The 23,139-nt window shown below is 70.5% G+C and carries 15 protein-coding genes and 1 pseudogene; 6 read left to right on the top strand and 10 right to left on the bottom strand.

The features are described from left to right. Positions 1–13: 13 nt before the first annotated feature. The 3 genes from OG766_RS09695 to OG766_RS36735 all read right to left on the bottom strand — a co-directional run bounded on the left by OG766_RS09695 (position 14) and on the right by OG766_RS36735 (position 2,630). Positions 14–520: an NUDIX domain-containing protein gene (locus OG766_RS09695; protein WP_328725037.1), complete on the bottom strand. Its 507-nt coding sequence runs from the start codon at positions 518–520 to the stop codon at positions 14–16. Between the two features lie 33 nt (positions 521–553). Further along, on the bottom strand, positions 554–1,942 hold the full coding sequence (locus OG766_RS09690; protein ID WP_328727453.1) for a tetratricopeptide repeat protein: 1,389 nt from the start codon (positions 1,940–1,942) through the stop codon (positions 554–556). A 334-nt stretch (positions 1,943–2,276) separates the two neighbouring features. Further along, positions 2,277–2,630: a hypothetical protein gene (locus OG766_RS36735; RefSeq protein ID WP_443045635.1), complete on the bottom strand. Its 354-nt coding sequence runs from the start codon at positions 2,628–2,630 to the stop codon at positions 2,277–2,279. Between OG766_RS36735 and OG766_RS09680 the strand changes: the two genes are divergently transcribed. Next, positions 2,599–3,111: a hypothetical protein gene (locus OG766_RS09680; RefSeq protein WP_328725036.1), complete on the top strand. Its 513-nt coding sequence runs from the start codon at positions 2,599–2,601 to the stop codon at positions 3,109–3,111. The genes OG766_RS36735 and OG766_RS09680 overlap by 32 nt on opposite strands. A gap of 79 nt (positions 3,112–3,190) precedes the next feature. Beyond that, positions 3,191–3,850 carry a class I SAM-dependent methyltransferase gene (locus OG766_RS09675; protein ID WP_266374648.1) on the top strand — a complete coding sequence of 220 codons (660 nt, stop codon included), beginning with the start codon at positions 3,191–3,193 and terminating at the stop codon, positions 3,848–3,850. 130 nt (positions 3,851–3,980) lie between these two features. Here OG766_RS09675 and OG766_RS09670 read toward each other — a convergent pair whose 3' ends face one another. Further along, positions 3,981–4,838, bottom strand: coding sequence for a hypothetical protein (locus OG766_RS09670; protein ID WP_328725035.1), 858 nt, complete (start codon positions 4,836–4,838; stop codon positions 3,981–3,983). Positions 4,839–5,146: 308 nt separating this feature from the next. Between OG766_RS09670 and OG766_RS09665 the strand changes: the two are divergent. Further along, positions 5,147–6,526: pseudogene (locus OG766_RS09665) on the top strand (alpha-amylase); the annotation flags it as partial. A 97-nt stretch (positions 6,527–6,623) separates the two neighbouring features. Next, on the top strand, positions 6,624–11,912 hold the full coding sequence (pulA, locus tag OG766_RS09660; protein ID WP_328725034.1) for a pullulanase-type alpha-1,6-glucosidase: 5,289 nt from the start codon (positions 6,624–6,626) through the stop codon (positions 11,910–11,912). Between the two features lie 10 nt (positions 11,913–11,922). Here the strand turns inward: pulA and OG766_RS09655 are convergent, their stop codons facing one another. Further along, positions 11,923–12,672, bottom strand: a complete 750-nt coding sequence (locus OG766_RS09655) for a TetR/AcrR family transcriptional regulator (RefSeq protein ID WP_266374653.1) — start codon at positions 12,670–12,672, stop codon at positions 11,923–11,925. A gap of 63 nt (positions 12,673–12,735) precedes the next feature. Between OG766_RS09655 and OG766_RS09650 the strand changes: the two genes are divergently transcribed. After that, positions 12,736–13,032: a hypothetical protein gene (locus tag OG766_RS09650; protein ID WP_266374655.1), complete on the top strand. Its 297-nt coding sequence runs from the start codon at positions 12,736–12,738 to the stop codon at positions 13,030–13,032. An 85-nt stretch (positions 13,033–13,117) separates the two neighbouring features. Here OG766_RS09650 and OG766_RS09645 read toward each other — a convergent pair whose 3' ends face one another. The 4 genes from OG766_RS09645 to OG766_RS09630 all read right to left on the bottom strand — a co-directional run bounded on the left by OG766_RS09645 (position 13,118) and on the right by OG766_RS09630 (position 20,688). After that, positions 13,118–14,152, bottom strand: a complete 1,035-nt coding sequence (locus OG766_RS09645) for a PDR/VanB family oxidoreductase (RefSeq protein ID WP_266374657.1) — start codon at positions 14,150–14,152, stop codon at positions 13,118–13,120. A 1-nt stretch (position 14,153) separates the two neighbouring features. After that, on the bottom strand, positions 14,154–15,182 hold the full coding sequence (locus OG766_RS09640) for a metal-dependent hydrolase (protein WP_266374658.1): 1,029 nt from the start codon (positions 15,180–15,182) through the stop codon (positions 14,154–14,156). Positions 15,183–15,257: 75 nt separating this feature from the next. Next, positions 15,258–17,114 carry a hypothetical protein gene (locus OG766_RS09635; protein ID WP_266378083.1) on the bottom strand — a complete coding sequence of 619 codons (1,857 nt, stop codon included), beginning with the start codon at positions 17,112–17,114 and terminating at the stop codon, positions 15,258–15,260. Positions 17,115–17,529: 415 nt separating this feature from the next. Then, complete coding sequence (locus tag OG766_RS09630) at positions 17,530–20,688, bottom strand: alpha-N-acetylglucosaminidase (RefSeq protein ID WP_328725033.1); 3,159 nt, start codon at positions 20,686–20,688, stop codon at positions 17,530–17,532. A gap of 106 nt (positions 20,689–20,794) precedes the next feature. On the opposite strand from OG766_RS09630, the gene OG766_RS09625 reads away from it, so the two are divergent. Continuing rightward, on the top strand, positions 20,795–21,268 hold the full coding sequence (locus OG766_RS09625; RefSeq protein WP_266374662.1) for a hypothetical protein: 474 nt from the start codon (positions 20,795–20,797) through the stop codon (positions 21,266–21,268). Between the two features lie 149 nt (positions 21,269–21,417). Here OG766_RS09625 and OG766_RS09620 read toward each other — a convergent pair whose 3' ends face one another. Continuing rightward, a complete protein-coding gene (locus OG766_RS09620) occupies positions 21,418–22,983 on the bottom strand; it encodes a DUF1996 domain-containing protein (RefSeq protein WP_266374664.1) in 1,566 nt (521 codons plus the stop codon). Positions 22,984–23,139: the final 156 nt, after the last annotated feature.

Genomic DNA, 23,139 nt, shown 5'->3' with positions numbered 1-23,139 from the left:
GCCGCCAGGACGGTCAGGCCGTGGGCCAGCCGTTCAGGGACACCTGGGCGCCGTCGTTCTTGAGGTAGTGGTGCAGGGCGCTCGACGTGGTGTCGACGAATGCTTCGGGAATGGCGTCGGCGTCGACCCAGCGGACCTGGGAGTGCTTGCGGGGCTCGCGATTCTCCGGTTCGCCACGCCACTCGTGGGTGGCGAAGACGACGGTGAGGAAGCCGTTGGGTGCTTCGACGCCCCAGGCGCCGTGGATGATGTGGGCAACTCTGAGGCACTGCGGCTCTACCGTGAGACCGGTCTCCTCGTAGAGCTCACGGACCGCGGTCCCGGTGATGGGCTCACCGGACTCGCTCTTTCCTACCGGGAGGTCCCACAGGCCCTGCGCGAACTTGGCGTTCTCACTGCGCTGGAGCAGGACGACACGATGGTTCGCCCTGTCGTGGACGATGACGGCCGCCACCAGCAGGGTCATGGATTCGAGCGACGGCTCGAGGGCTACGGGACTCTCGTCGGTCTGCCGGGTCACGGGTTTCCCTTCGGCGGGTGGGGTCTGGGCATGCTAGGCGAGGGCTTCCCGGGCACGACGGGCCAACTCCGCGGCGCCGGGGACGCGGCGGCGCTGGTACATGGCCAGTGGGGAGCGGATCGACGCGATCGCCTTGCGAGTGCGGTCGGACGTCATGCCCTCCATGAGAACCAGAGCCTGGGTCCAGGCGGCGATCGCCTCGTCGGCGCGGGCCTGAGCGGCGAGGCTGTCGCCGAGGTCGGCGTGCGTGAGGGCGTGGACGCGTTTGTACCTTTCCGGGTCCCAGCGAGTGAGGGCATTGCGGTGCTGCTGTTCGGTACCGATGTGGTCGGCAAGGTCCGTCAGCGTGCGAGCGGTATGGCTGGCCACCGTGCCGGCGGCGGGGCCGCTGACGCGGGAGTAGCTGGGTTGGGGGCCGTTGTCCCGCATGAGGGCGTCTTCCGAGGCCAGTAGGGCCCGGGCAGCCGACGAGCTCTGACCGACGGCCGCGTAGGCGCGTGCGTGCGTGATGTGCAGGAGGGCTTCGGTCCGACCGTCGACGTGGCCGAGGCCGCGGTGTAGGGCACCTTCGACGAGGTCGACGCAGTGGTGGGGCTGCTTCAGGCTGAGTGCCTGATGGGCCAGGGCTCGCATCATCCAGGCGGCGTGGCCGTGAGGGTCGGCTTCGCAGGCGAGCTGATATCCGACCTGGTAGTACCGCTGTGCTGCGCCTTCGTGTCCGAGGTCGTGGTGCTTCCACCCGGCGAGGTAAGCGAGTTCGGCGACAGCCCCGAAGGCAACCTCGCGTAAGGCTTCGGAAGAGAAACGTCCGCGGAGCATCGGGGCTGCGGTGTCGGCCAGATAGGCAGTGACGGTTGTCAGCCCGTGGCCGCCGCCGAGACGTTCGTCGGCCGAGCTGAAGGCTGCCGTGATCTGCCGCACGACATCGACGTCCTCAATGCCCACAAGGCATAGGCCGGTGCGGGCCCGCAGCATTCGGGACGTTGCCTCGTGATCGTGCAGCAGTGGCATGGCGACGCCGGCTGTCGTGAATGCGGCGACGGCGAGGAAGTGACGGCGCTCGACATCGGCACGTCCGAGATCCGTGGCGGTGGCCACAGGGTCGCTGCTGGTTCCGGTTTCCGTGTCCCGTGATTGGAGACCGATCTCCGTTTGGGTGACGACACGGCCGAGACGGCGCGAGAGCGCTTCGGCAAGATACTGGCCGGACTGGCCGGACGGGCTTCTGGTGCCGTTCACCCAGTGAGAGAGGGCGGACTTATTGGTCTGGAGAAGTTCACCGTTCTCTGCGGCGATGCGCCGTACGTCCTTCGCCAGCGCCTCGTACGTGCACCCCGCCGCGTGAACGATGTCACGCAGGCGGGAGTTTGGGCTCGTTCGACGCCGCCACGCTGCTCCGTCCTGGAGTCGTAAACCGCGTATACCGCTTGGTCTCGGCACCACCGTACCCACTCTGCGTAATGGGCGGTTCACTTGATGAAACCCCCGCGGCGGAGGCGACCGCCCGGGGGCCGTGGTCAACACTGACAAGGAGCGTCGACATGCAAGAGCGTATCTGTCGTGCCCTGGAACGGATGGCAGCACTGCTCGCAGCGCAGCCACCCCACTCGGCCGAGCGCCATATCCGCGGGGGAGTGGTATCCGGCACGTATGCCGCCCACGCTGTGGAGTTTCCCTGATGGCGGCCCCAAAGGGGCTGCGTCTGCTCCCGTGGACGGGGCCTGAGGGGAAGCCCTCCTATCTGGCGGGCGACGGATCAGGCTATTTGTCCCGGCTCGCCGACGATGTTGAGGCCGTGCAACTCCGCATGGCGGATGAACTGCTGGGCCATGCCGCCGATCTGCTGACCGACCGCCGGGCAACGGCTGCTCAACTTCACTTCCTGGCCTGTCGGCTGGGCGAGTCGCTCCGCGACGTAGTGCGCGTGGCGGAGTCCCGGGGCGCACGCCTGCCTGGGGAGGTCCAGGACGACGAGGACGAGATCAACGATCAGGCCGAGCAGTCTGGCACCCCGCGAGAGCTGCCGTCCGCCCACCACCGAATCAGCTCGCCCCACCCGATTGATAGGAGACCACTCGATGACGGTCACGTTCGAGAGGCCATCGACCACGATGACTCGTGATCCTCGCTCCCTCTTCAACGCGGTGCGTCCGCATGTCAGGGACTGTACGTACAACGTCTTCGAGAGCCCCGGTTCGGATGGCGCCGACCTTTACGGGCGCGAGATCAGGCTCATCATGAGGGACAACGTCACGGTCCAGAACATGGCGGAGCGCATCCTGGACAATGCCGTCGCCTACCTGATCACGGCCATGGAGCGCCCGGACCTCCATCTCGGCGTCGGCAGGATCGTGGACATCGGCGTCCACCAGATCATCCTCGACACACCTGTCTACTTCGCCTTCTGCCACCTCTACAACAGCGGCCGCTACAAGCACCATGCGCCGCTGATCCAGCGGCGCAACGACGGCCTGTGTCTGCGGACCGCCGACGTCATCCGGGCAAACGGGTTCGCGGCAGACGAGGAACTGTGGTCCGTCGATGGCGCCGAGTGCTCACCGTGCGACGACAAGGTGCCCGACAGTCACTGATCGATCCGCCTACTCTGGTGCCCTGTCGGCTGGTACCGGCAGGGCACCGGACAGCGAAGTGGTGAGCGAAGGAAGTGCGTTGACTGTTCCGCACAACCATGACCATGAGCGCGTCCTGTGGGACACCTTCGCGGAGAGTGCGTGGAAGGCCCCATGCGAACTCGAGCCTGCTTTTTGCTGGACCCAGTACACGGGCCACGGACCCGGCCCTGAGCTCCTCGGTACACCGGATACGGTGCTGGAGATCGGATGCGGGACCGGACGGCACCTCGCATATCTCGCGCAGCGGAACATCAAGGTCACAGGTGTCGACATGTCGCCTGTGGCGGTGAGGAAGGCGTCAGAGCGCTGGGGGCCGCTCGGGGTGCAGTTCGTCTGTGCCGAAGCCCTCGAACATCTCGCGGCCAGCGTCGAGACCTACGACGCGGTGTACTCCGTCTTCGGGGCGGCGTGGTTCACCGATCCCGAACGGCTGTTGCCTCAGGTGGTCCGTGCGCTGAATCCTGGTGGGGTCTACCTCTTCTCTCACGCACCGGCCATTCCCGGTGCATACGGGCCCCAGGGCATGTACAAGGGTGGATTCGCGGGGCCAGCCATGTACACCTACCGCTACAGCTATACACCCGCGATGTGGCGGGATCTTCTCCTTGCGTCAGGATTCGCGACCGCTGATGCCGCCGTTCTTGATGCTCCCGAGCCAGGTCACATCGGAACCCTTATTGTTCGCGGCGTCCGATAATGAACAGTTCGGCGGACGTGGTCGGCACCCTTACTGCGGGCACGGAGGTGCCCGTTCGTCTCGGCCAACTGATCGGCGCTCTGGCGATTGACGTCGACGAGCACGCAATCCGCGAGTGCCGCTTGCCGCGTCAGCCCGCCTGAAGCCTCGCGATGAGGTGCTCCGCCATGCGGCGGGCGGGCTCCAGGCGAGGGTCCTCCGGATGTGCCTCCGGCCCGAGGATCTTCGAGCACACGAACAGCGTCATGAGCTTGCCGTCCCGGCTCTCGAAGTCGGAGCGCCGCTCTCGCAACACGCGATCGGCCAGAGCCGGGACGGCAAGGGAGCTTCCCCACAGCGATGCGGAGTCCAGCCCTCGCGGGGCATCTCCCCAGTCCTCCCAGTCGAAGAGGCAGAACATCGGCGAGGTCATGTTGGCCCAGTTCAGATCCGCGTGTGCCGGCACCCACTGCTCGACAGTCGTGTCGAACTCGGCCCGGAATGCGTTGCGGATGGACTCGGTGACGAGAGCCTGCGTGATGGTGACGGTGTCCGGAGTGGCAATGCGCTTTGTGTGCTGATCCGCGAGCGCGTCCATCGACGCGTTGAACGCTTGCCACCACTCATCCGGCAGCTCAGGAGCATTGCTCAGCACGGCAGTGCCGATGGGCGCTCCAGGCAGGAGTTCGGTCTCGTCGGCCCGCCACATCACCGGCTCGCGAGCGTCCCGCCAGACCACACACCCGTGCCACGCGGGTTGGGCGATGCCGTCCAGACGGGCGGCGCATTCCGTGCCGTTCCAGCCTTGGACGCCGATCCTTTCGAGCCCTCGTCTTTCGATACGTACCCACGTGTCGCGGCCCGTACGAGCCCCGACCGAGCGGCGCTTTCGTACTACGGTGCTCCCGACGAGGCAGGTCTGGAGCGACCGCTCCACATGGGCGAGAACCTCATCCACGGGTTCAACGCGCAAGTCGACGGATCGAGTCGACGATGCCGAAAGCGTCATACCGGCGACCGTAGCAGCGGGTCGACTGGCGCCAGGCATCTACTGGCCCCGACGCGTTCCGCCCGCCGCTGGTCAGTCCCGTCGCGGCTTAACAACACGGCACTGCGGCCGGCACGAAAGCCTGCAAGTTCTTGCGGAATCATCACGTCCATGTGTCGCGCACATGTCTCAACCGTTGACCGATGGACCGTCTGGCCCTACGGTCACCTGCGCAGAGGGCCTTTCAGCTTTGCAGCAAGAACATTCAATCCCCACGCAGGGCCCTCGGCTCGACCCCCACACCCTTCCTGAGCCGCAGGAGGAACCACATGGCCAGCAGATCTCTGGCCGCCGCACTCGCCCTCGTGGCGGGCGCAGCGGCTGCGGTGATCGCGCCGACAGGAGCCGCGCAGGCGGCCCCGCCCGGTAGCAAGGACGTCACCGCCGTCCTGTTCGAGTGGCGCTTCGACTCGGTCGCGCAGGCGTGCAGCAGCACCCTGGGTCCCGCCGGGTACGGGTACGTCCAGGTCTCGCCGCCCCAGGAGCACATACAGGGCGGGCAGTGGTGGACCTCGTACCAGCCCGTCAGTTACCGGATCGCGGGGCGGCTGGGCGACCGCGCCGCGTTCGCGAACATGGTCAACGCCTGCCACGCGGCGGGCGTCAAGGTCGTCGTCGACACCGTCATCAACCACATGGCCGCCGGGAGCGGGACGGGCACGGGCGGCTCGTCGTACACGAAGTACGGCTACCCCGGCCTGTACTCGTCGTGGGACATGGACGACTGCACGGCGCAGATCACCAACTACCAGGACCGCGTCAACGTCCAGTACTGCGAACTCGTCGGGCTCGCCGATCTCGACACCGGTGAGGAGTACGTCCGCACGAAGATCGCGGGCTATATGAACGACCTGCTGTCGCTCGGCGTCGACGGCTTCCGGATCGACGCCGCGAAGCACATACCGGCCGCCGACCTCGCCGCGATCAAGGGCAAGCTCGCCAATCCGGGCGTCTACTGGAAGCAGGAGGCCATCCACGGCGCCGGTGAGGCCGTCCAGCCGACGGAGTACCTGGGCAACGGCGATGTGCAGGAGTTCCGTTACGCCCGTGACCTCAAGCGGGTCTTCAACAACGAGAACCTCGCCTATCTGAAGAACTACGGCGAGGGCTGGGGCTACATGGAGAGCGGCCGGTCCGCCGTCTTCGTCGACAACCACGACACCGAGCGCGGCGGTGACACGCTCAACTACAAGGACGGCGCCGACTACACGCTGGCGAACGTCTTCATGCTGGCCTGGCCGTACGGGGCCCCGGACGTCCACTCCGGGTACGAGTGGTCCGACAAGGACGCGGGCCCGCCGAACGGCGGCACGGTCAACGCCTGTTACAGCGACGGCTGGAAGTGCCAGCACGCCTGGCGCGAGATCTCCTCGATGGTCGCGTTCCGGAACACCGCCCGGGGCCAGGCCGTCACCAACTGGTGGGACAACGGCGCCGACGCGATCGCCTTCGGGCGCGGCGACAAGGCGTACGTCGCCATCAACCACGAGTCGTCCTCGCTGACCCGCACGTTCCAGACCTCGCTCCCGGCCGGGTCCTACTGCGACGTCCAGACCGGCACCGGCGTAGCGGTCAACAGCTCCGGCCAGTTCACCCGGACCCTGGGCCCCAACACCGCGGTCGCCCTGCACGCCGGTGCGAGGAACTGCACAGCCTGACCCCCTGCGCCGGCCGGGCCGTGCGGGTGCGGGTGCCCTCGCACCCGCACGGCCCGACCGGCCTTCCGTACACGAAAGGGAGACCTCTGTGATACGCCCCCCGCGCGGCCGGCGCAGAACGGTGGCGGCCACGCTCGCCGCCGCCCTCTGCGCGGCGCTCGCGCCCGCCGTACCGGCCGCGGCGGCGAAGCCGCCCGCCCCACCCGCGGACGCGAAGCTCGCCGCCGAGCCCGCACGGCACGATCTGACCCGGGAGCAGTTCTACTTCGTGCTCCCGGACCGGTTCGCGAACGGCGACAGTGCCAACGACCGCGGCGGCCTGACCGGTTCACGCCTCCAGACCGGCTACGACCCCACCGACAAGGGCTTCTACCAGGGCGGCGACCTCAAGGGCCTCACCCGGCGCCTCGACTACATCAAGGGCCTCGGCACGACCGCCATCTGGCTCGCGCCGATCTTCAAGAACCGGCCCGTGCAGGGGTCGGGCAAAGATGCCTCCGCCGGCTACCACGGCTACTGGATCACCGACTTCACCCAGGTCGACCCCCACTTCGGGACCAACGACGACCTGGAGACCCTGATCGACAAGGCCCATGCCAAAGGCATGAAGGTCTTCTTCGACGTCATCACCAACCACACCGCGGACACCGTCGACTACGCCGAGAAGGCCTACGGCTACCGCCCCAAGGGCGCCTACCCCTACCTCGACAGGACCGGCCGTCCCTTCGACGACCGGACCGCGGTCGGCACGGTGGACGCCGACTCCTTCCCGTACACCCCGGTCAAGGGCGCGGGCGACGTGACCAAGGTCCCGGCGTGGCTCAACGACCCGACGATGTACCACAACCGCGGCGACTCCACCTGGGCCGGCGAGAGCGCTGAGTACGGCGACTTCGTCGGCCTGGACGACCTGTGGACCGAGCGCCCCGAGGTCGTCGACGGCATGCGGAAGATCTACGAGAAGTGGGTCCGCGACTTCGACATCGACGGCTTCCGCATCGACACCGTCAAGCACGTCGACCTCGACTTCTGGACCCGGTGGGCCACCGCGCTGGACGCGTACGCCGCGAAGCACGGCCGCGACGACTTCTTCATGTTCGGTGAGGTCTTCTCCGCCGACACCGCCGTCACCTCGCCGTACGTCACGCGGGGACGGCTGGACTCGACCCTCGACTTCCCGTTCCAGGACGCGGCCCGCGCCTACGCCTCTCAGGGCGCCGACGCCGGCCGGCTCGCGAAGGTCTTCGGCGACGACCACCGGTACACCACCGACAAGGCCAACGCCTACGAGCAGGTGACCTTCCTCGGCAACCACGACATGGGCCGCATCGGCACCTTCCTCAAGCAGGACAACCCCGGCGCGGACGACGCCGAACTGCTGAAGCGGGCCCGGCTCGCCAACGAGCTGATGTTCCTCAGCCGCGGCAACCCGGTGGTCTACTACGGCGACGAGCAGGGCTTCACCGGCGCCGGCGGCGACAAGGACGCCCGCCAGACCCTCTTCGCCTCGAAGACCGCCGACTATCTGGACGACGACCAGCTCGGCACGGACCGCACCCACGCCGACGACGCCTACGACCCCACGCACCCCGTCTACCGCTCGATCGCCGCGCTGTCGAAGCTGACCCGCGAGCACCCGGCGCTGCGTGACGGCGTCCAGCAGGAGCGGTACGCCAAGGACTCCGTCTACGCCTTCTCCCGCACGGACGCGAAGAAGCGCACCGAGTACGTCGTCGCCGTCAACAACGCCACGGCCGCGAAGACCGTCACCCTGCCCGTGGACGCCACGGACTTCCGCGTCCTGTACGGAGGCTCCGGCGCCGTCCGCGCCACCGGCGGGGAGATCACCGTCACCGTGCCCGCGCTGTCGTCGCTGGTGCTCGAGGCCGGCCGGCCGCTGCCCGCGCCCGCCGCGAAGCCGTCCCTCACCCTGAAGGCCCCGGCCGCCGGAGCCACCGGCACGGTGGAGATCTCCGCCGGAACCGACGGCGGACAGCTCAACCGGGTCGTCTTCGCCGCCCAGGTCGGCAACGGCGCCTGGCGCACCCTCGGCACCGCCGACCACGCCCCGTACAAGGTCACCCAGCACATCACCGCCCCCGCCGGAACGCCCCTGCGCTACAAGGCGGTCGTCGTGGACAGCCTCGGCCGCACCGCGAGCGCCCTCGCCGCCACCACGGCCGGTCAGGTCCCGCCGCCCGAGAAGCCGACGGCCGTCGAGCGCACGTACGCGGTCGTCCACTACAAGCGCCCCGACGGTGACTACGACGGCTGGCAGCTGAAGTCCGGTGACCTGACGGCCGGCTTCACCGGGCGGGACGCTTTCGGCGCCTTCGCCTGGGTCAAGATCCCCGAGGGCGCCTCGACGGTCGCGTACACCGTGGAGAAGGACGGCGCCGCCGACGGTCCGCAGCGAAGCATCACCCTCGCCCGCACCGGCGAGGTCTGGATCACGCAGGGCCAGGACGGCCAGTCGGACACCGCGCCCGACGGAGCCAACCCGCCGCAGGACACCGGGAAGGCGGTGCTGCACTACCAGCGGGCCGACGGGGACTACGACGGCTGGGGCCTGCACACCTGGACCGGCGCTGCCGAGCCCACCGACTGGTCGAAGCCGCTGATGCCGGTCCGCAAGGACGCGTACGGCGCGGTCTTCGAGGTCCCGCTCGCCGAAGGCGCCACCTCGCTCAGCTACATCGTCCACAAGGGCGACGAGAAGGACCTGCCGACCGACCAGTCGCTGTCGTTCGGCAGCCACGGCCGCGAGGTGTGGATGCTCGCGGGGCAGCCGAAGTACCTGCTGCCGATGACCGGCGGCGCACCGTCCCTGGACCTCGCCACGTCCGAGGCGCAGTTCATCGACCGGAACACGGTCGTGTGGAAGGTGAAGGCGACCGACGCCACCAGCCAGCAGCTCGTGTACGCGCCCGGCGGCGGGATCGAGGTCGTCGACGGCGCGCTCAGCGACGAGGGCCGGTGGCTGCGGCTCGGCCCGTCCGCGCTGACCGACGCCCAGAAGGCGAGGTTCCCGCACCTGAAGGACTTCCCCGCCTTCACCGTCGACCCGCGCGACCGCGACCGGGTCCAGGAGGCCCTGCGCGGCCAGCTCATCGCCACCCAGCGCAACGCAGCGGGCGCCCTGCTCGCCGCCACCGGTGTGCAGATCCCGGGCGTGCTCGACGACCTGTACGCCGGGAAGGCCCAGGGAGCCGCGCTCGGACCGGTGTTCCGCAAGGGCCGCCCGACGCTGTCCGTATGGGCGCCCACCGCGCGGAAGGTCGCCCTCGAACTCGACGGGAAGACCGTGCCGATGCGCCGCGACGACGCCTCCGGCGTCTGGTCGGTCACCGGCCCGGCGAGCTGGCGCGCAAAGCCGTACCGGTACGCCGTGACCGTCTGGGCGCCGAGCGTCCGGCAGCTGGTCACCAACAAGGTCACCGACCCGTACTCCACCGCGCTCACCACCGACTCGGCCCGCAGCCTCGTCGTCGACCTCACCGACCCGAAGCTCGCCCCCAAGGGCTGGTCGACGCTGAGGAAGCCCGCCGCCGTGCCGCTCAAGGACGCCCAGATCCAGGAGCTGCACATCCGGGACTTCTCCAGCCGCGGCTATCTGGGCTTCACCGACCGCGACTCGGCCGGCATGAAGCATCTGACGTCGCTCGCGAAGAGCGGCACCTCGTACGTCCATCTGCTGCCCGCCTTCGACATCGGCACCATCCCGGAGAAGACGTCGGACCAGGCCGTGCCCGGCTGCGACCTGACGGCGTACGCGCCCGACTCCGACGAGCAGCAGGCGTGTGTCACCAAGGCCGCCGCGAAGGACGCCTACAACTGGGGCTACGACCCGCTGCACTACAGCGTCCCCGAGGGCTCCTACGCCTCCGACCCCGAGGGCACCCGCCGCACGGTCGAGTTCCGGCGGATGGTGCAGGGCCTCGGCGACGCCGGGCTGCGCACGGTCATGGACGTCGTCTACAACCACACCGTCGCGAGCGGTCAGGACGGCAAGTCCGTCCTGGACCGCATCGTGCCCGGCTACTACCAGCGGCTCCTCGACGACGGCACCGTGGCCACCTCCACCTGCTGCGCCAACACCGCGCCCGAGAACGCGATGATGGGCAAGCTCGTCGTCGACTCGGTCGTCACCTGGGCCAGGGAGTACAAGGTCGACGGCTTCCGCTTCGACCTCATGGGCCACCACCCGAAGGCGAACATCCTCGCCGTCCGCAAGGCCCTCGACGCGCTGACCGTCGAGAAGGACGGCGTCGACGGAAAGAAGATCATCCTGTACGGGGAGGGCTGGAACTTCGGCGAGATCGCCGACGACGCCCGCTTCGTCCAGGCCACCCAGAAGAACATGGCCGGGACCGGGATCGCGACCTTCTCCGACCGGGCGCGGGACGCCGTCCGCGGCGGCGGGCCCTTCGACGAGGACCCGGGCGTCCAGGGCTTCGCCTCCGGCCTGTTCACCGAGCCCAACTCCTCGAAGGCCAACGGCACCCCGGCCGAGCAGCGGGCCAGGCTGCTCCACTACCAGGACCTGATCAAGGTCGGGCTCTCCGGGAACCTCGCGTCGTACACCTTCACCGACACCCGCGGAACCGAGGTCAAGGGCTCCGAGGTCGACTACAACGGCTCACCGGCCGGCTACGCCGCCGCGCCCGGAGACGCCCTCGCCTACGCGGACGCCCACGACAACGAGACGCTCTACGACGCGCTGGCGTTCAAGCTGCCGGCGAGCGTATCCGCCGCCGACCGCTCGCGGATGCAGGTGCTGGCGATGGCGACGGCCGCGCTGTCACAGGGACCGGCGCTGTCGCAGGCAGGCTCCGACCTCCTCCGGTCGAAGTCGCTCGACCGCAACTCCTACGACAGCGGCGACTGGTTCAACACCATCCACTGGGACTGCCGCGACGGCAACGGCTTCGGCCGCGGCCTGCCGCCCGCCGCCGACAACAAGCCCAAGTGGCCGTACGCCGCGCCGCTGCTGACCGCGCCCACGCTGACGCCGGGCTGCCCCGAGATCACCGGCGCCTCGGCCGCGTACCGCGATCTGCTGAAGATCCGTACGACGGAGCGGGCGTTCGGGCTCGGCACGGCGGACCAGGTGCAGTCGGCGCTGTCCTTCCCGCTGTCGGGGAAGGACGAGACGCCCGGTGTGATCACCATGCGTCTGGGCGAGCTGGTCGTGGTGTTCAACGCCACGCCGGAGCGCACGTCGCAGCGGATCGGCGCGCTCGCGGGCACGTCCTACGGTCTGCACCCGGTGCAGGCGGCGGGGGCCGACGCCGTGGTGAAGTCGGCCTCGTACGAGGCGGGATCGGGGACCTTCACCGTGCCCGGCCGGACGGTGGCCGTCTTCACCCGCGGCTGACCGCCGTGGGTCAGGCGTCGCGCTGCTCCGGCACGCGTACCGCCTGAGGCGCCGGCGCCATGAGCCGGCCGACGAGTTCAGCGAAGGGACCGTCGGCCGGCTCGTCCGCGAGGATGCGCATCAGCACCGTGGCCATGGAGTCGTCGTACGCCGCAGGCACCGCCACCAGCGCCACGAAGTCGTGCACCAGCTGCACCTCCAGCTCGGCGCGCGGAATCTCCCGCCCGTCCAGCCACAGCAGCGCCGTCGTCTCGGCGAGCGACACCCAGGAACGGACGACGAGCCGCAGCCGCGGCGACGGATCGCCGACGTCGAGGTGGGCCATGATCTGCTCGTACGCGGCGTGCCTGACCTCGTCGATCATGGCGTTGGTGGTCGTGGCCGCGCCTGCCGGGTACGACCCGCCCGCGGTGACGGCCGGGCCGCCGCGCATCAGCGCGGAGAACCCGGGACCGTGCTCGTCCACGAAGTCGAAGAACCGTCCCATGACCCGCAGCAGCCGGGCCCCGAGCGGCCCCTCCTGCTTCTCCTCGAACCGGGCGGCGAGTTCGTCGGCCGCGCGCCGCAGCGCCGCCTCGTACAGGCTCTGCTTGCCCGGGAAGTAGTGGTACACCAGCGGGCGCGAGATGCCCGCGGCGGCGGCGATCTCGTCGATCGACACCTCGTCGGGGGAGCGGTGGCCGAACAGCTCCAGCGCCACTCCGATCAGCTGCTGTCTGCGCTCTTCGACGCCCATCCTGCGGCGAACCCCGGTCGTCATGCGAACAGCGTAACGGCCGGTCGTCGAACAGCGTCCGCCTCGTGCCGGGTACGCTCCCGGGATATGACCGCTTCTGACCAGGACACCACCGCCCCTGTGCCACAGGGCATGACCCCGCGCCAGGCGCGGCTCCTGCGGATCACGGCAGCGTCCGTACTGCTCGTGGCTCTCGCGGTCGTCCTGGTGGTGCGGCTGGCCAGTCGGACGTCCGTCCTCGTGGTCGGGGTGTACGGACTGGCCATGATCCTGTGCGGAGTCGTCATCGAGCTGAGCCGCCACGGACGCACCCGGCTGGGTACGTATCTGCTGGGCGCGGGCCTGGTGGCTGCGCTGGCGGCGGACTGGGTGCTGCTGCCCTGAGCCGGGCGGACCTCTTGAGCCGCAGGGCCCCTTGGCCCGGCGGACCCCTGAGCCGCGCGGACCTCTTGAGCCGCACGGGCCGGGGTCACAGGTCCAGGACGAGGCGCCCGCTCGTGCACCGTGAGACGCAGATCAGCATCGAGTCGGACCGTTCCGCGTCCGTGAGCAGCTCGTCCCGGTGGTCGATCCCGCCCTCCAGCACCCGCTGTTGGCAGGTGCCGCAGAAGCCCTGCCGGCAGGAGTAGGAGACGTCCGGCAGCTCGTCGCGCACGGCGTCGAGCACCGAGCGGCCGGCGGGGACCGTGAGCGTCCGCCCGGAGCGGCGCAGTTCGAGCTCGAACGCACCGCCGGGGGCTGCCGCCGCGGCCGTGAACCGCTCCAGTCGAAGCTCCCGGCCCTCGGGCAGGGCGGCGGCGACCGCGTCCATCAGCCCTTGCGGGCCGCAGCAGTAGACCACCGTCTCCGCGGGAAGGCCGGCCAGGAACCCCAGGTCCGGCCGGCCGGACACGGTCGTTGCGCCCAGCTCCTCGGCCTCGTCGACGTACGGCATCGTGGCCCGGTCGCGCCCGCAGTACAGCAGCCGCCAGTTCGTGGCGCCCGCCGCGTGCAGCGCCCGCACCATGGGCAGGACGGGGGTGATGCCGATGCCGCCCGCGAGGAAGAGGTACGAGGCCGACCCGGCCAGCGGGAACCGGTTGCGCGGACCGCGGATCTCCACCTCCGTGCCGTCGTGCAGGTGCTCGTGCACCTCGCGCGAACCGCCGTGGCCGTCCTCGACCAGTCGGGTCGCGATCGTGTACGTACCGGAGTCCTCCGGGTCGCCGCAGAGCGAGTACTGGCGTACGCGGCCGGAGGGCAGGACGAGGTCGATGTGCGCGCCCGGCTCCCAGCGCGGCAGGTGGGCACCCTCCAGCCGGAGCTGGACGACGCCTTCGGCGGGCGTGGTGCGCTCGGTGACCAGCACGCGGTGGGAGGAGGCGCGGCGACCGCCCCGGCCCGAGACCGGTTCCTCCAGCGCGGGCATCGGCCACAGCGGGGACGCCGCGATACGCCGGCGCAGGGCACGCCTGGCGAGCAGCGCGGTTCCGGCGACGAGGGCGACGGTACGCAGTCGGGGCATGTCAGCGGCCTCCCTTCGGGCACGGGCCGTCCGGGCCGTTGTCGTCCACGCCCTTGCCGTCCATGCGCTTGTCGTCCATGCGCTTGTCGTCCATGCGCTTGTCGTCCAGGCCCTTGTCGTCCAGGCCCTTGTCCTTCATGGCCTTGTCGTGCAGGCCGTTGGCGCCGGGTGACGAGGCCAGATAGGCGACGGCCTGGGCGGTGCTGCCCTCCTGGCTGGGGTGGTAGGCACGGCTGAGATAGCGCGGGATGGAGCGCAGCAGGTCCGGTGTGGACGGGAGGACGCCGCGGGTTCCCGCGCGGTAGAAGTCCCGGAAGCTCGCCCTGCCGTCGGGCAGCGTGGGGTCGTTCTCCATGAAGAAGCGGGCGCCGCGCTGCCAGAGGAAGACGAGCGCGGAGAAGGCCGCCGCCCAGGTCCTCACCCGGCGCCGGTAGCTGCCGTCGACGTGCATGAACAGGTCGAAGGCGACCGAGCGGTGCTCGACCTCCTCCGCGCCGTGCCAGCGCAGCAGATCCAGCATCATCGGGTCGGCGCCGCGCCGGTCCAGTTCACCGGCGTTGAGCACCCAGTCGCCGAGGAAGGCCGTGTAGTGCTCGATCGCGGCGATCAGCGCGACCCGTTCCTTCAGCCACCATGCGCGCGGCTTTCCGGGCGGCAGGGTCCGGTCGCCGAGCAGCTTCTCGAAGAACCAGTCGACCTGCGCGGTGTAGGGGGTGGGGTCGAGGCCCAGTTCCCTGAGGTGCGGCAGTACGTCGTCATGGGCCTGCGAGTGGACCGCCTCCTGGCCGATGAAGCCGATGACGTCCTCGCGCAGCCGGTCGTCGTGGATGTGCGGCAGGACCTGCTTGTAGACGTGGACGAACCAGCGTTCGCCGGCCGGGAGGAGCAGATGCAGCACATTGATCGTGTGGGTGGCGAACGGATCGCCGGGGACCCAGTGGAGCGGGGTCTCCTCCCAGGCGAAGGAGACCTTTCGGGCTGTGAGCGCCGTGTGTTCCGACGCCACCTTGACCGGCCGCGTATTAGACATGGCGTCAATGTACTGAGTGGTACGCCGTGGGAACAGGGCCCGTGCGGCAGGGGATCGGGACGGGCCGATCCCGGTTCAGCGCAGCGAGTCGAGCCGCGTACCGTCCGCGAGACGTCCGTTCAGCTCCGCCCGTGCGCCCTTACGCGCCGGTACGGAGAGGAGGTTGCCCCGGGTGCTGCCCGTGACCCCGCCGCTGGCGGTCAGCGAGGCGAACTCCTCGCTGCCCGCGGCCAGCACGTACCACTGCCGCGCCCGGGACTGCCACAGCACACCCGTCAGCACGCGTGGATCACGTGGTCCGCAGGCGGGCGAGGCCTCGGAGCGGGCCACGACCGTGCCCGGCGCTTCGACGGGCGGGCGGGGCGACGGCGTCTGGATCTGGGCGAGCACACGGCTGCCCGTGCCCCGCCAGGTCTCGGCCCGCGTGCACAGCCAGGCCGCGGTGCCGTCCCCCTCCGGCAGGGTCTGCCGGGCGTACTCCCAGGTGTTGACCTCCCGCACCCCGTGCGAACGCATCGCGCGGAGCAGGCAGGCCGTACGCGCCCACGACCGACGGGCCGACCGCCCCTCACCCGGCACATCGGCGTTGGCCGAGGGCGGACCCCAGGTCAGCCGGGCCGGGGTCAGCTCACCCAGATCGGTCACCAGCCGCTGTGCGCCGTCGTCCGTCAGCTCCAGCGCGGCCCAGGTCCGGCAGTCCCTGGCCTGGACCGCGCTCGCCAGCGGCCCGGTCACTCCGTGCGCGTCGCGCCGCAGCGGACGTGGCTCCCCCGACGGGTCGAGCAGATCACGCACGGCGGACCCGCGTACCCAGGGAGCCGTCAGATAGCGGACGTTGCCGTGGCCACGGCCGATGAGCAGGGCCCCGGAGGAGGCCGCGTCCGCGGCGTCGGCACGGGCGAGGTCGAGGGCCGGGCCGCCGGTCGTGTCGTCGGTCGGCTCGGCGTACCGCACGATCCGCAACCCGTCGTGGAACAGCACCACCCGGGCGCGGTCCACCTCGCCGGCGAACAGCAGCTGCGGTGCGCCCATCGGCGGCCCGGGCGGGGTGCCGGGCGTCGCCGACACCTGCACCCGGACGCCCGGCCGCGCCCATACGGCGAGCGCCCGGCCCAGCAGCGCGCGGTCGCCCGTCAGCCGTCCGCGGGCCGGCCAGACGGAGAAGTCGGTGCGCGTGGCGCTCTGCCAGGCCAGGGGGCCGACGCGGCGCAACTGGCCAGGGTCCAGGGCCGCCTCGGCCGCCGGGTTGCGCGCGTACAGCGGGGCCGCGGCGCCGTCGCGCCCCCAGCCCTCGCCGGGCAGTCCCAGCAGCAGGCCGCAGACCAGCACGGCCGCCACCGCCGCGAGCGCCGCCTTCGCGTGCTGGCGGCGGCGCATCAGATCGGTGGGGCGGGCCTGGAGCGAGCAGGGGTCGAACTCGGGGGAGGCCAGCAGCGCGGCGGCGCTCCTGCCGCCCGGCGTCCGGACGCCGTCGGCCTCGGCGAGCGGCGCGTGCGGGTCCCCGACCCCGGCGTCGCTCAGGACGTGCCGCACCTCCGCGTCCGGCAGCCGTTCGAGACCGCGCAGCACGTACGCGGCGCGTGCCGGACCGGACAGCGCGGACAGCCGCTGGTCCAGGGCGAGTTCATCGGCGCCGCCGGAGCGGGGGAACACCCGCAGGCCCCACACCTGGGGCAGCAGCGGCGGGAACTGGCCGCGCTTCGGCCAGGCCCACCGCCTGAGCGGAAGCCCCGCCTCCAGCGCCTGCCGCAGCACCCGGCCGCGGATGTACGCGTATCCGGGAGCGGCCGTCCCGCGCGGCACGGGCACCCCCGCCGAGCCCTCGGAGCCGCGGCCGGCCCGTCCGCGCGGCAGCGAACGCTGCACGACGGAGTGGGCGGTCAGCACCCGCCGGTTGCGGCCGAGCGACGGCGGCAGGACGAGATACGCCATCCGCACCAGACGCGGATAGTGCTCGACGAGCGCGGCCTCGGCCTGCTCGACACCGACGGCGGGGCGTACGAGATCCTGGGTGCTCACGTTCAGCAGAACGAGCGAATACTGCGATAGTCACCAGGCCGGGGAAAGCCGTACCACCGTGCCGCGGTGAGGCGTTCACGCATCCGTTCCACCGCTTCGTCCGGCACGCCGAGACCCTCCCGTACACAGCGTTCCATCGAGCCGTGGAGCCTCGTCGGCTGCTCGTCAGCTGCTCGAACGCGGCCGCCGGGTGCCCGGGCGTCACACCGGCGACCGTCAGCGCGAACCCGGCACGGTGCCGGTCGCCACGGTCCGCCCGGACCGGTACCGCCCTGACCGGTACCGCAGGACCGGAACCGCCCTGACCGGAACCGGTGAGCGGACGCGGTCAGTCCGACGGCCAGCCCGACAACCCGCTGAAGGCGACCGTGCCCCTGGCCCCGGTCCCGTTGTGCGCCGCCGTCATGAACAGGCCCGCGTCCTGCACCGCCGCCGCGCCCGGCACCGTCAGCGTCGCGACGGGACGCCACGTCGCGCCGTCGTCCGTGGAGCACTCGCCGGTGAACCGGCCGTCCACGCGGCCCAGCCGCAGCAGCACCGGCGCCGTCACCCCCGTCACCCGCCGGTACGCGTCCACCGTGCCGTCGCCGTCACTGTCGTACGAGAACACGACCCCGTTCGCCGGGGTGACCGCGAGATTGAGGAATCCCGGGGAGCCGGCCGTCGTCAGGCTGTTGCGCACGACGATGCCCGCCCGCGCCCAGGCGCCCGTCGCCGGCTGGGAGTCCACCCGCAGCGTCAGGCGCACGCCGTCCCGCAGCACGCCCTGCCGGTGGACCGCACCGAACTGCTCGGTCGTCCGCCACAGGTCACCGCCGCTGCCGTTGATCGCGAAGCGGCCGTCCAGGTGCCCGGACACGGCCGAGTTGCTCGAATGCGTCCGCCATCCGGCAGGGAGCGGACCGGCCACGTACAGGCTGCCCCGGTGCACCGCGGTGACGGGCGTCTCGCCCTGCGGGCCGTAGGTGATGCGCAGTTCGTACGGCATCGGTTCGAGCGGGGAGGTGAGCGGGCCCGGCGGGGCCTGCACCGTCCAGCCCACCGTCCCCGAACCGGCCGCCGGCACGGGCGGCAGGGAGCGCGGCGGCTGCTCGCCGAGCCCGGTGACCGCGAAGTCCACCGGCCCCGTGCCCCGCAGCCCGTTCACGTTGCGGAAGGCGGCCGTGACCCCGGCGGTGCCGCCCGGCCCCAGCACCGGGGGCGTCGCCGTGACGGTGACGCTGCCCTGGTACGGAGCCCGGGACAGCACCTCGTGCACCCGGCGCGCCGTACGGTACGGATCGCGTACCGGCCGCAGCGGATACGCGGTCCGCTCCCGGGTCCATGGCTCCTCGGTCGCGTACCAGTCGAACGCCTTCGGCGGCCTGCCCTGCGCGAGCGCGTCCTCCAGCTCGTCCAGGAACGCCTGCCACTGCGGCAGATGGACGTCACCGATCAGGCCCTGCCAGTCCCGGTTGGCATAGTTCGCGAGCCGGCCGGCGTCCGCCGTGACCCGGTCCGCCCACGTGGTGAGGAGAACCCGGGCGGTGCGCTCCAACTGCACCCGCTCGGCCTCCGACGAGGCCATGCGCTTCGCGTCCTCCAGCCACGGCCCGAGCAGGAACGCACGATGCGAGCCGGTCATCTCCTCGCTCAGCCGCATCACCTTCAGCCACAGCCGCGACAGGGTCCGGAAGGCCACCTGGTCGCCGCGCCCGTGGGCGGCCTCCAGGTGCGGCAGCAGCTGCCAGGAGCGGTTGGCGAGCGCCTGCCGGCCCAGATCGGTGAGGTCGTAGCGGTACGCGTCGGATCCCCGCAGCTCCTCCCGTACGTCCAGCAGCGCCGCGAAGGCCTGGTCGAGGACGCCGGGGTGGTAGGCGGGCGTGTGGGTGGCGTAGTACGTACCGGACGCGGCCGTCAGCGACGGCCGGGCGGCGAAGATGGAGTCGTGCGGGCGGCCGTCCCGGCTGCTGATCCGGTAGACGGAGTCCCGCAGCGCGGCGAACGCTGCCCGGGCCGCCTCGTCCAGGCCGCCGTAGCGCAGATCGGCGTACCCGGCGAACCACTCCTCGCGGTCGATCGGCTCCTCGTGCCACGCCAGTTCGGAGAACAGCTCCAGCGCCGCCGGATCGCGCTCGGCGGCCTCGGGCATGTAGGCGGTCCCGGCCAGCGCGGAGCCCGGCTTGTCCCGCCACCGCGTGAACCGCTCGGTCCAGATGTGCGTCTTGGCGCCGAGCGTCGTCCGCCCGCCGAAGTTCGGGATGGTGCCGAACGCGTACGGCGCACCTCCCCAGTCCTTCTCACGGTCCACGACGGTGTCGAGATCGGACAGTCCGTCGACGACGAGCAGATGCCTCTTGTCGAGGGCGTCGAGCAGATCGCGGCGGGGATTGGCCTGCCAGCCCAGGATCAGCCACAGCGCACCGGGGCGGGCGGTCCGCAGGGCCCGCTCCACGGCACGGGCGGCGTCCGGCACGGGCACGTCCCCGGCGGAGCCGCCCTCGTGCAGCAGGTCCATCTTGAAGTGCCCGATCTCGCCGAACAGATCGTGCTGGTGGCGGTAGAACGCGGCCGCGACCCGCTCGAAGGCCTCCGTGCGCGGATCGAGCCAGTCGGGCCGCTTCAGACCGGACCAGGTGCCCTGCGGAACCGTCCGGGCGCCGGGGTTGCGGTCGGTGAAACCGTCGGGGACGGTGCCGAAGTAGCCGGGCATGACGGGGGACATGCCCAGCTCGCGCAGCCGGCCGGCGATCCGCCGGCCCAGCTCGGCGCGCCGTGCGACCAGCTCGGGGCTCATCGGGCCGCCGTACGCGCTCATGTTCTGCAGGAGCCACCACGGCTGATGGGACGGGGCGGGGAGCCAGCCGCGCGCCTCGGCGTCGGAGTAGCCGAAGTCCTGGAGCAGCCGGTGGTAGACGGCTTCCTGGCCGGGGGTGACCAGGACCTCGTTGCAGCCGTGCAGGGCGAGGACGTCGATCAGCCGCTCCCAGCGCGGCCAGTCCGCGTACGGGGCCGTGTAGCCGTCATGGGTGTCGTTGAACGCGAACCGGTGCGGGACGGTGGCCGCCCGTTCGATCGGGCGCCGGGGTGCGGGGAGCAGGAGGGGGAGGTCCAGCTGGGTGCCGGCCCAGGAGACATGGGCTCCGCACCCGTACTTGAGGTACCAGTGGACGCCGGTGAGCAGGGCCACGGGGCCGGTGCCGGCGACCTCGATGCGTCCCGTGGTGCCCAAGACCCGGAAGCGTTCCCCGCCGCCGTCCTCGGGCAGGTGCGAGAGCCGGAACTGTGCGGCGTGGTGGGGGAGCAGCAGGCGGCGCAGCGCGGCGCGGGCGGGGCCCGTAGCGGTGTGTCCGTCGCCCCTGCCCCTGCCGGCGCCACTGCCGCGGGTGCTGCCGCTGCCGGTGTCACTGTTGTCGGTGGAGGCGCCGGAGGCGGGGGCGGCGAAAGCCGTACTCACCCCGATCGCTCCCGCGGTGCTCAGCAGTGAACGTCTCGAAAGCCGGCTCATCGCGCTCCTCCGTGTTGCTGGTGAGACAACAGGTGCGTGTGCGTCGCGCGGCACGTTACCCGGCGTTCGCCGGCGCACGAGGGTGCCGAGCGGGCACGATGGCCGGATGCGTACGGAACGAGCTCGAAGCACCACCCCGATAGCCCTGGCCGCCCTGGCCCTGACCGCCGTCACGGCCCTGACCGCCTGCGGCGCGGACGACGAAAAGGCCCCCGACGCGCCGAAGACGGCGACGGGGACCCTGGAACAGCTGGCCGAGCAGGCCGAGTGCGACCCGAACATCCAGACGGACGCCAAGGAACTGCGGCAGGCGAACTGCGCGACGAAGGACGGCAAGTACGTCCTGGCCACGTTCACCACCGACCGCGGACAGCGCGAGTGGATCAACGAGGCCAACGACTACGGCGGCTCGTACCTCGTCGGCAGGAAGTGGGTCGTGGTCGGCGAGGAGAAGGTGGTCACAGCACTGCGCGGCCGGCTCGGCGGGACCGTGGAGACCGGCTCGTCGCACGGCGGACACTCGGGGAGCAGTGCCGACGGCGGTGGGGGACACGAGCAGGAGCACTCCGGCCATCACTGAGCAGGCCGCGCAGTTGGGTGGGGGGTCAGGGGGGACGGGGGCGGTCGGGGGAGGGGAGAGAGCGGAGCCGGCGCCGAACCCCAGGGGCTCAACCCGGGAGCCCCGGGGCTCGGCGCCGGCTCACTCGGCGGACCTGGCCGATTCGGTGGTCATCGGCACCGCCGGCCGCCGTTGATGCAGTTCACCACCTTGTTCATCAGGTTCTCGTCGAAGACGTTGATGAAGTCGCCGTGGTCGGTGATGGGCTTGTGCAGCTGCTCCGGGAAGGAGTCGACCGCGAAGACGCTCGGGTTCTCCCCGTCGAAGACGGGCGGCGGAACGTCGTAGACGATGCGCTGCACCAGCTGCGGAATGGCCCTGAAGCCGTTCTGGCAGCTGCCGTTCTCATCCGCGAAGGCGACATGGGTGCGGTGATTGGCACTGTCGGTGTTCTGACCGTCCCAGCAGCTCTGGAATTTGAATGTCCGTACCACCTGACTGCCCTCCGGGCAGATCGGGTACTTGTCCTTCAGCTGACGGTCCTCGAATCCGGTGCAGCTCCACGACGCATTGGCATTGGCATCACCGTTGACAAAGGCCTTGGCGTCACCGGTGATGATCCGCAGGAATCGCGGCATCGCGGTGACCTTGGAGACCGGACTTCCCACGAAATTCAGCGTGACCTGGGCCGGGGTCTGGATCTCACCGACATTCTGGTCCTTGCCGCCGCCGTCGGCCTGGGCGTCGTTCTCGTCCTGCCCGTTCTGCACTCGCAGCACCGGCCAGTAGTAAGTCGACTTGTCGCCCTGGTTGCGGCAGGTGGTGTCACCGTTGGCAAGGTCGTCGTCGCTGGCGAAAGCGTCGTTGGCCTGGTTGCCGACGTAGTCGTGCATATGGTGCGCGCCATTGCTCACACCGGGCGCGACGATGACATTGTCCGGGTTGAACTTGCCGTTCTCGTTCTTGCCGCAGTCGGTGCTGAAGGTGCCCTTGGAGGCGCCTCGGCGGTTCCGGGGGCCGTTGACGTTCGGCTGCACGGACTGGATGTCGACGAAGTCGTTCTGCTCGGGACCGTTGCCGGCCTGACCGCCGTTGTCATTGCCGCCCTGGTCGCCGCCGTCCTGGCCGCCGTCCTGACCCTGGCCCTGGTCCTGACCCTGGTCCTGGCCGCCGTCCTGACCTTGATCCTGACCGCCGTCCTGGCCCTGGTCCTGACCTTGGTCCTGACCTTGGTCCTGGCCCTGGTCCCCGCCGCCGTCGTCGGCGTCGTCGGCGCGCAGGGTGCACGGCGCCATGTTCTCCAGGCCTTGCGGTTTGGGTGCGCCGCGCTCGATGAGGGAGACGATCCGCTGGATGATGACCAGCCGCTCGTTTCTCAGCGGATCGAGAATCTGCTGCTGTCCGTAGGAGGGGTCGCTCTCGACCCGCTCCTTGTTCTCGGCGAATCGCTGATACGCCGTGGTGATCTGGGTGTCCAGCGTGGCGAGTTCACGATCCACGGAACCGCGTTCCTGCTGCGGTACTTCGGGCAGTTCGTTTCCGACGTCCGGACAGTCGATGGTCGACACCGACTGTCCGGCGGCCTGGGTCTGGTCGGGGCTCTGACCGGTCCAGCCCTCACCCGCGGATGCGTAGACATTGACCGCGATCAGCCCACCCCCGCCCAGAATGAGGGCAGCCGAGGCGGCTATCGCCCGGTTTGCCAGCGTTGAGCGTTTGCGTGTTGTGCGTGCCATGGAACTCCAATCCCGGGAGGGGAGCAGCGCGTCGTTCCATACGGACGGCGACGACGGCTCGTTCAGCCGGAGCCGGAATTCGTAGAAGTCTCCATTCGCAAACCGGACGTGACCGGACGTCAGTGACGGCAGTGACCTCGGTGAGCCCGGTGACGT

It is taken from the genome of Streptomyces sp. NBC_00259, assembly GCF_036181745.1.
Classification (GTDB): Bacteria; Actinomycetota; Actinomycetes; order Streptomycetales; family Streptomycetaceae; genus Streptomyces; species Streptomyces pratisoli.
This window is presented reverse-complemented; position numbering and strand designations above follow the sequence as displayed.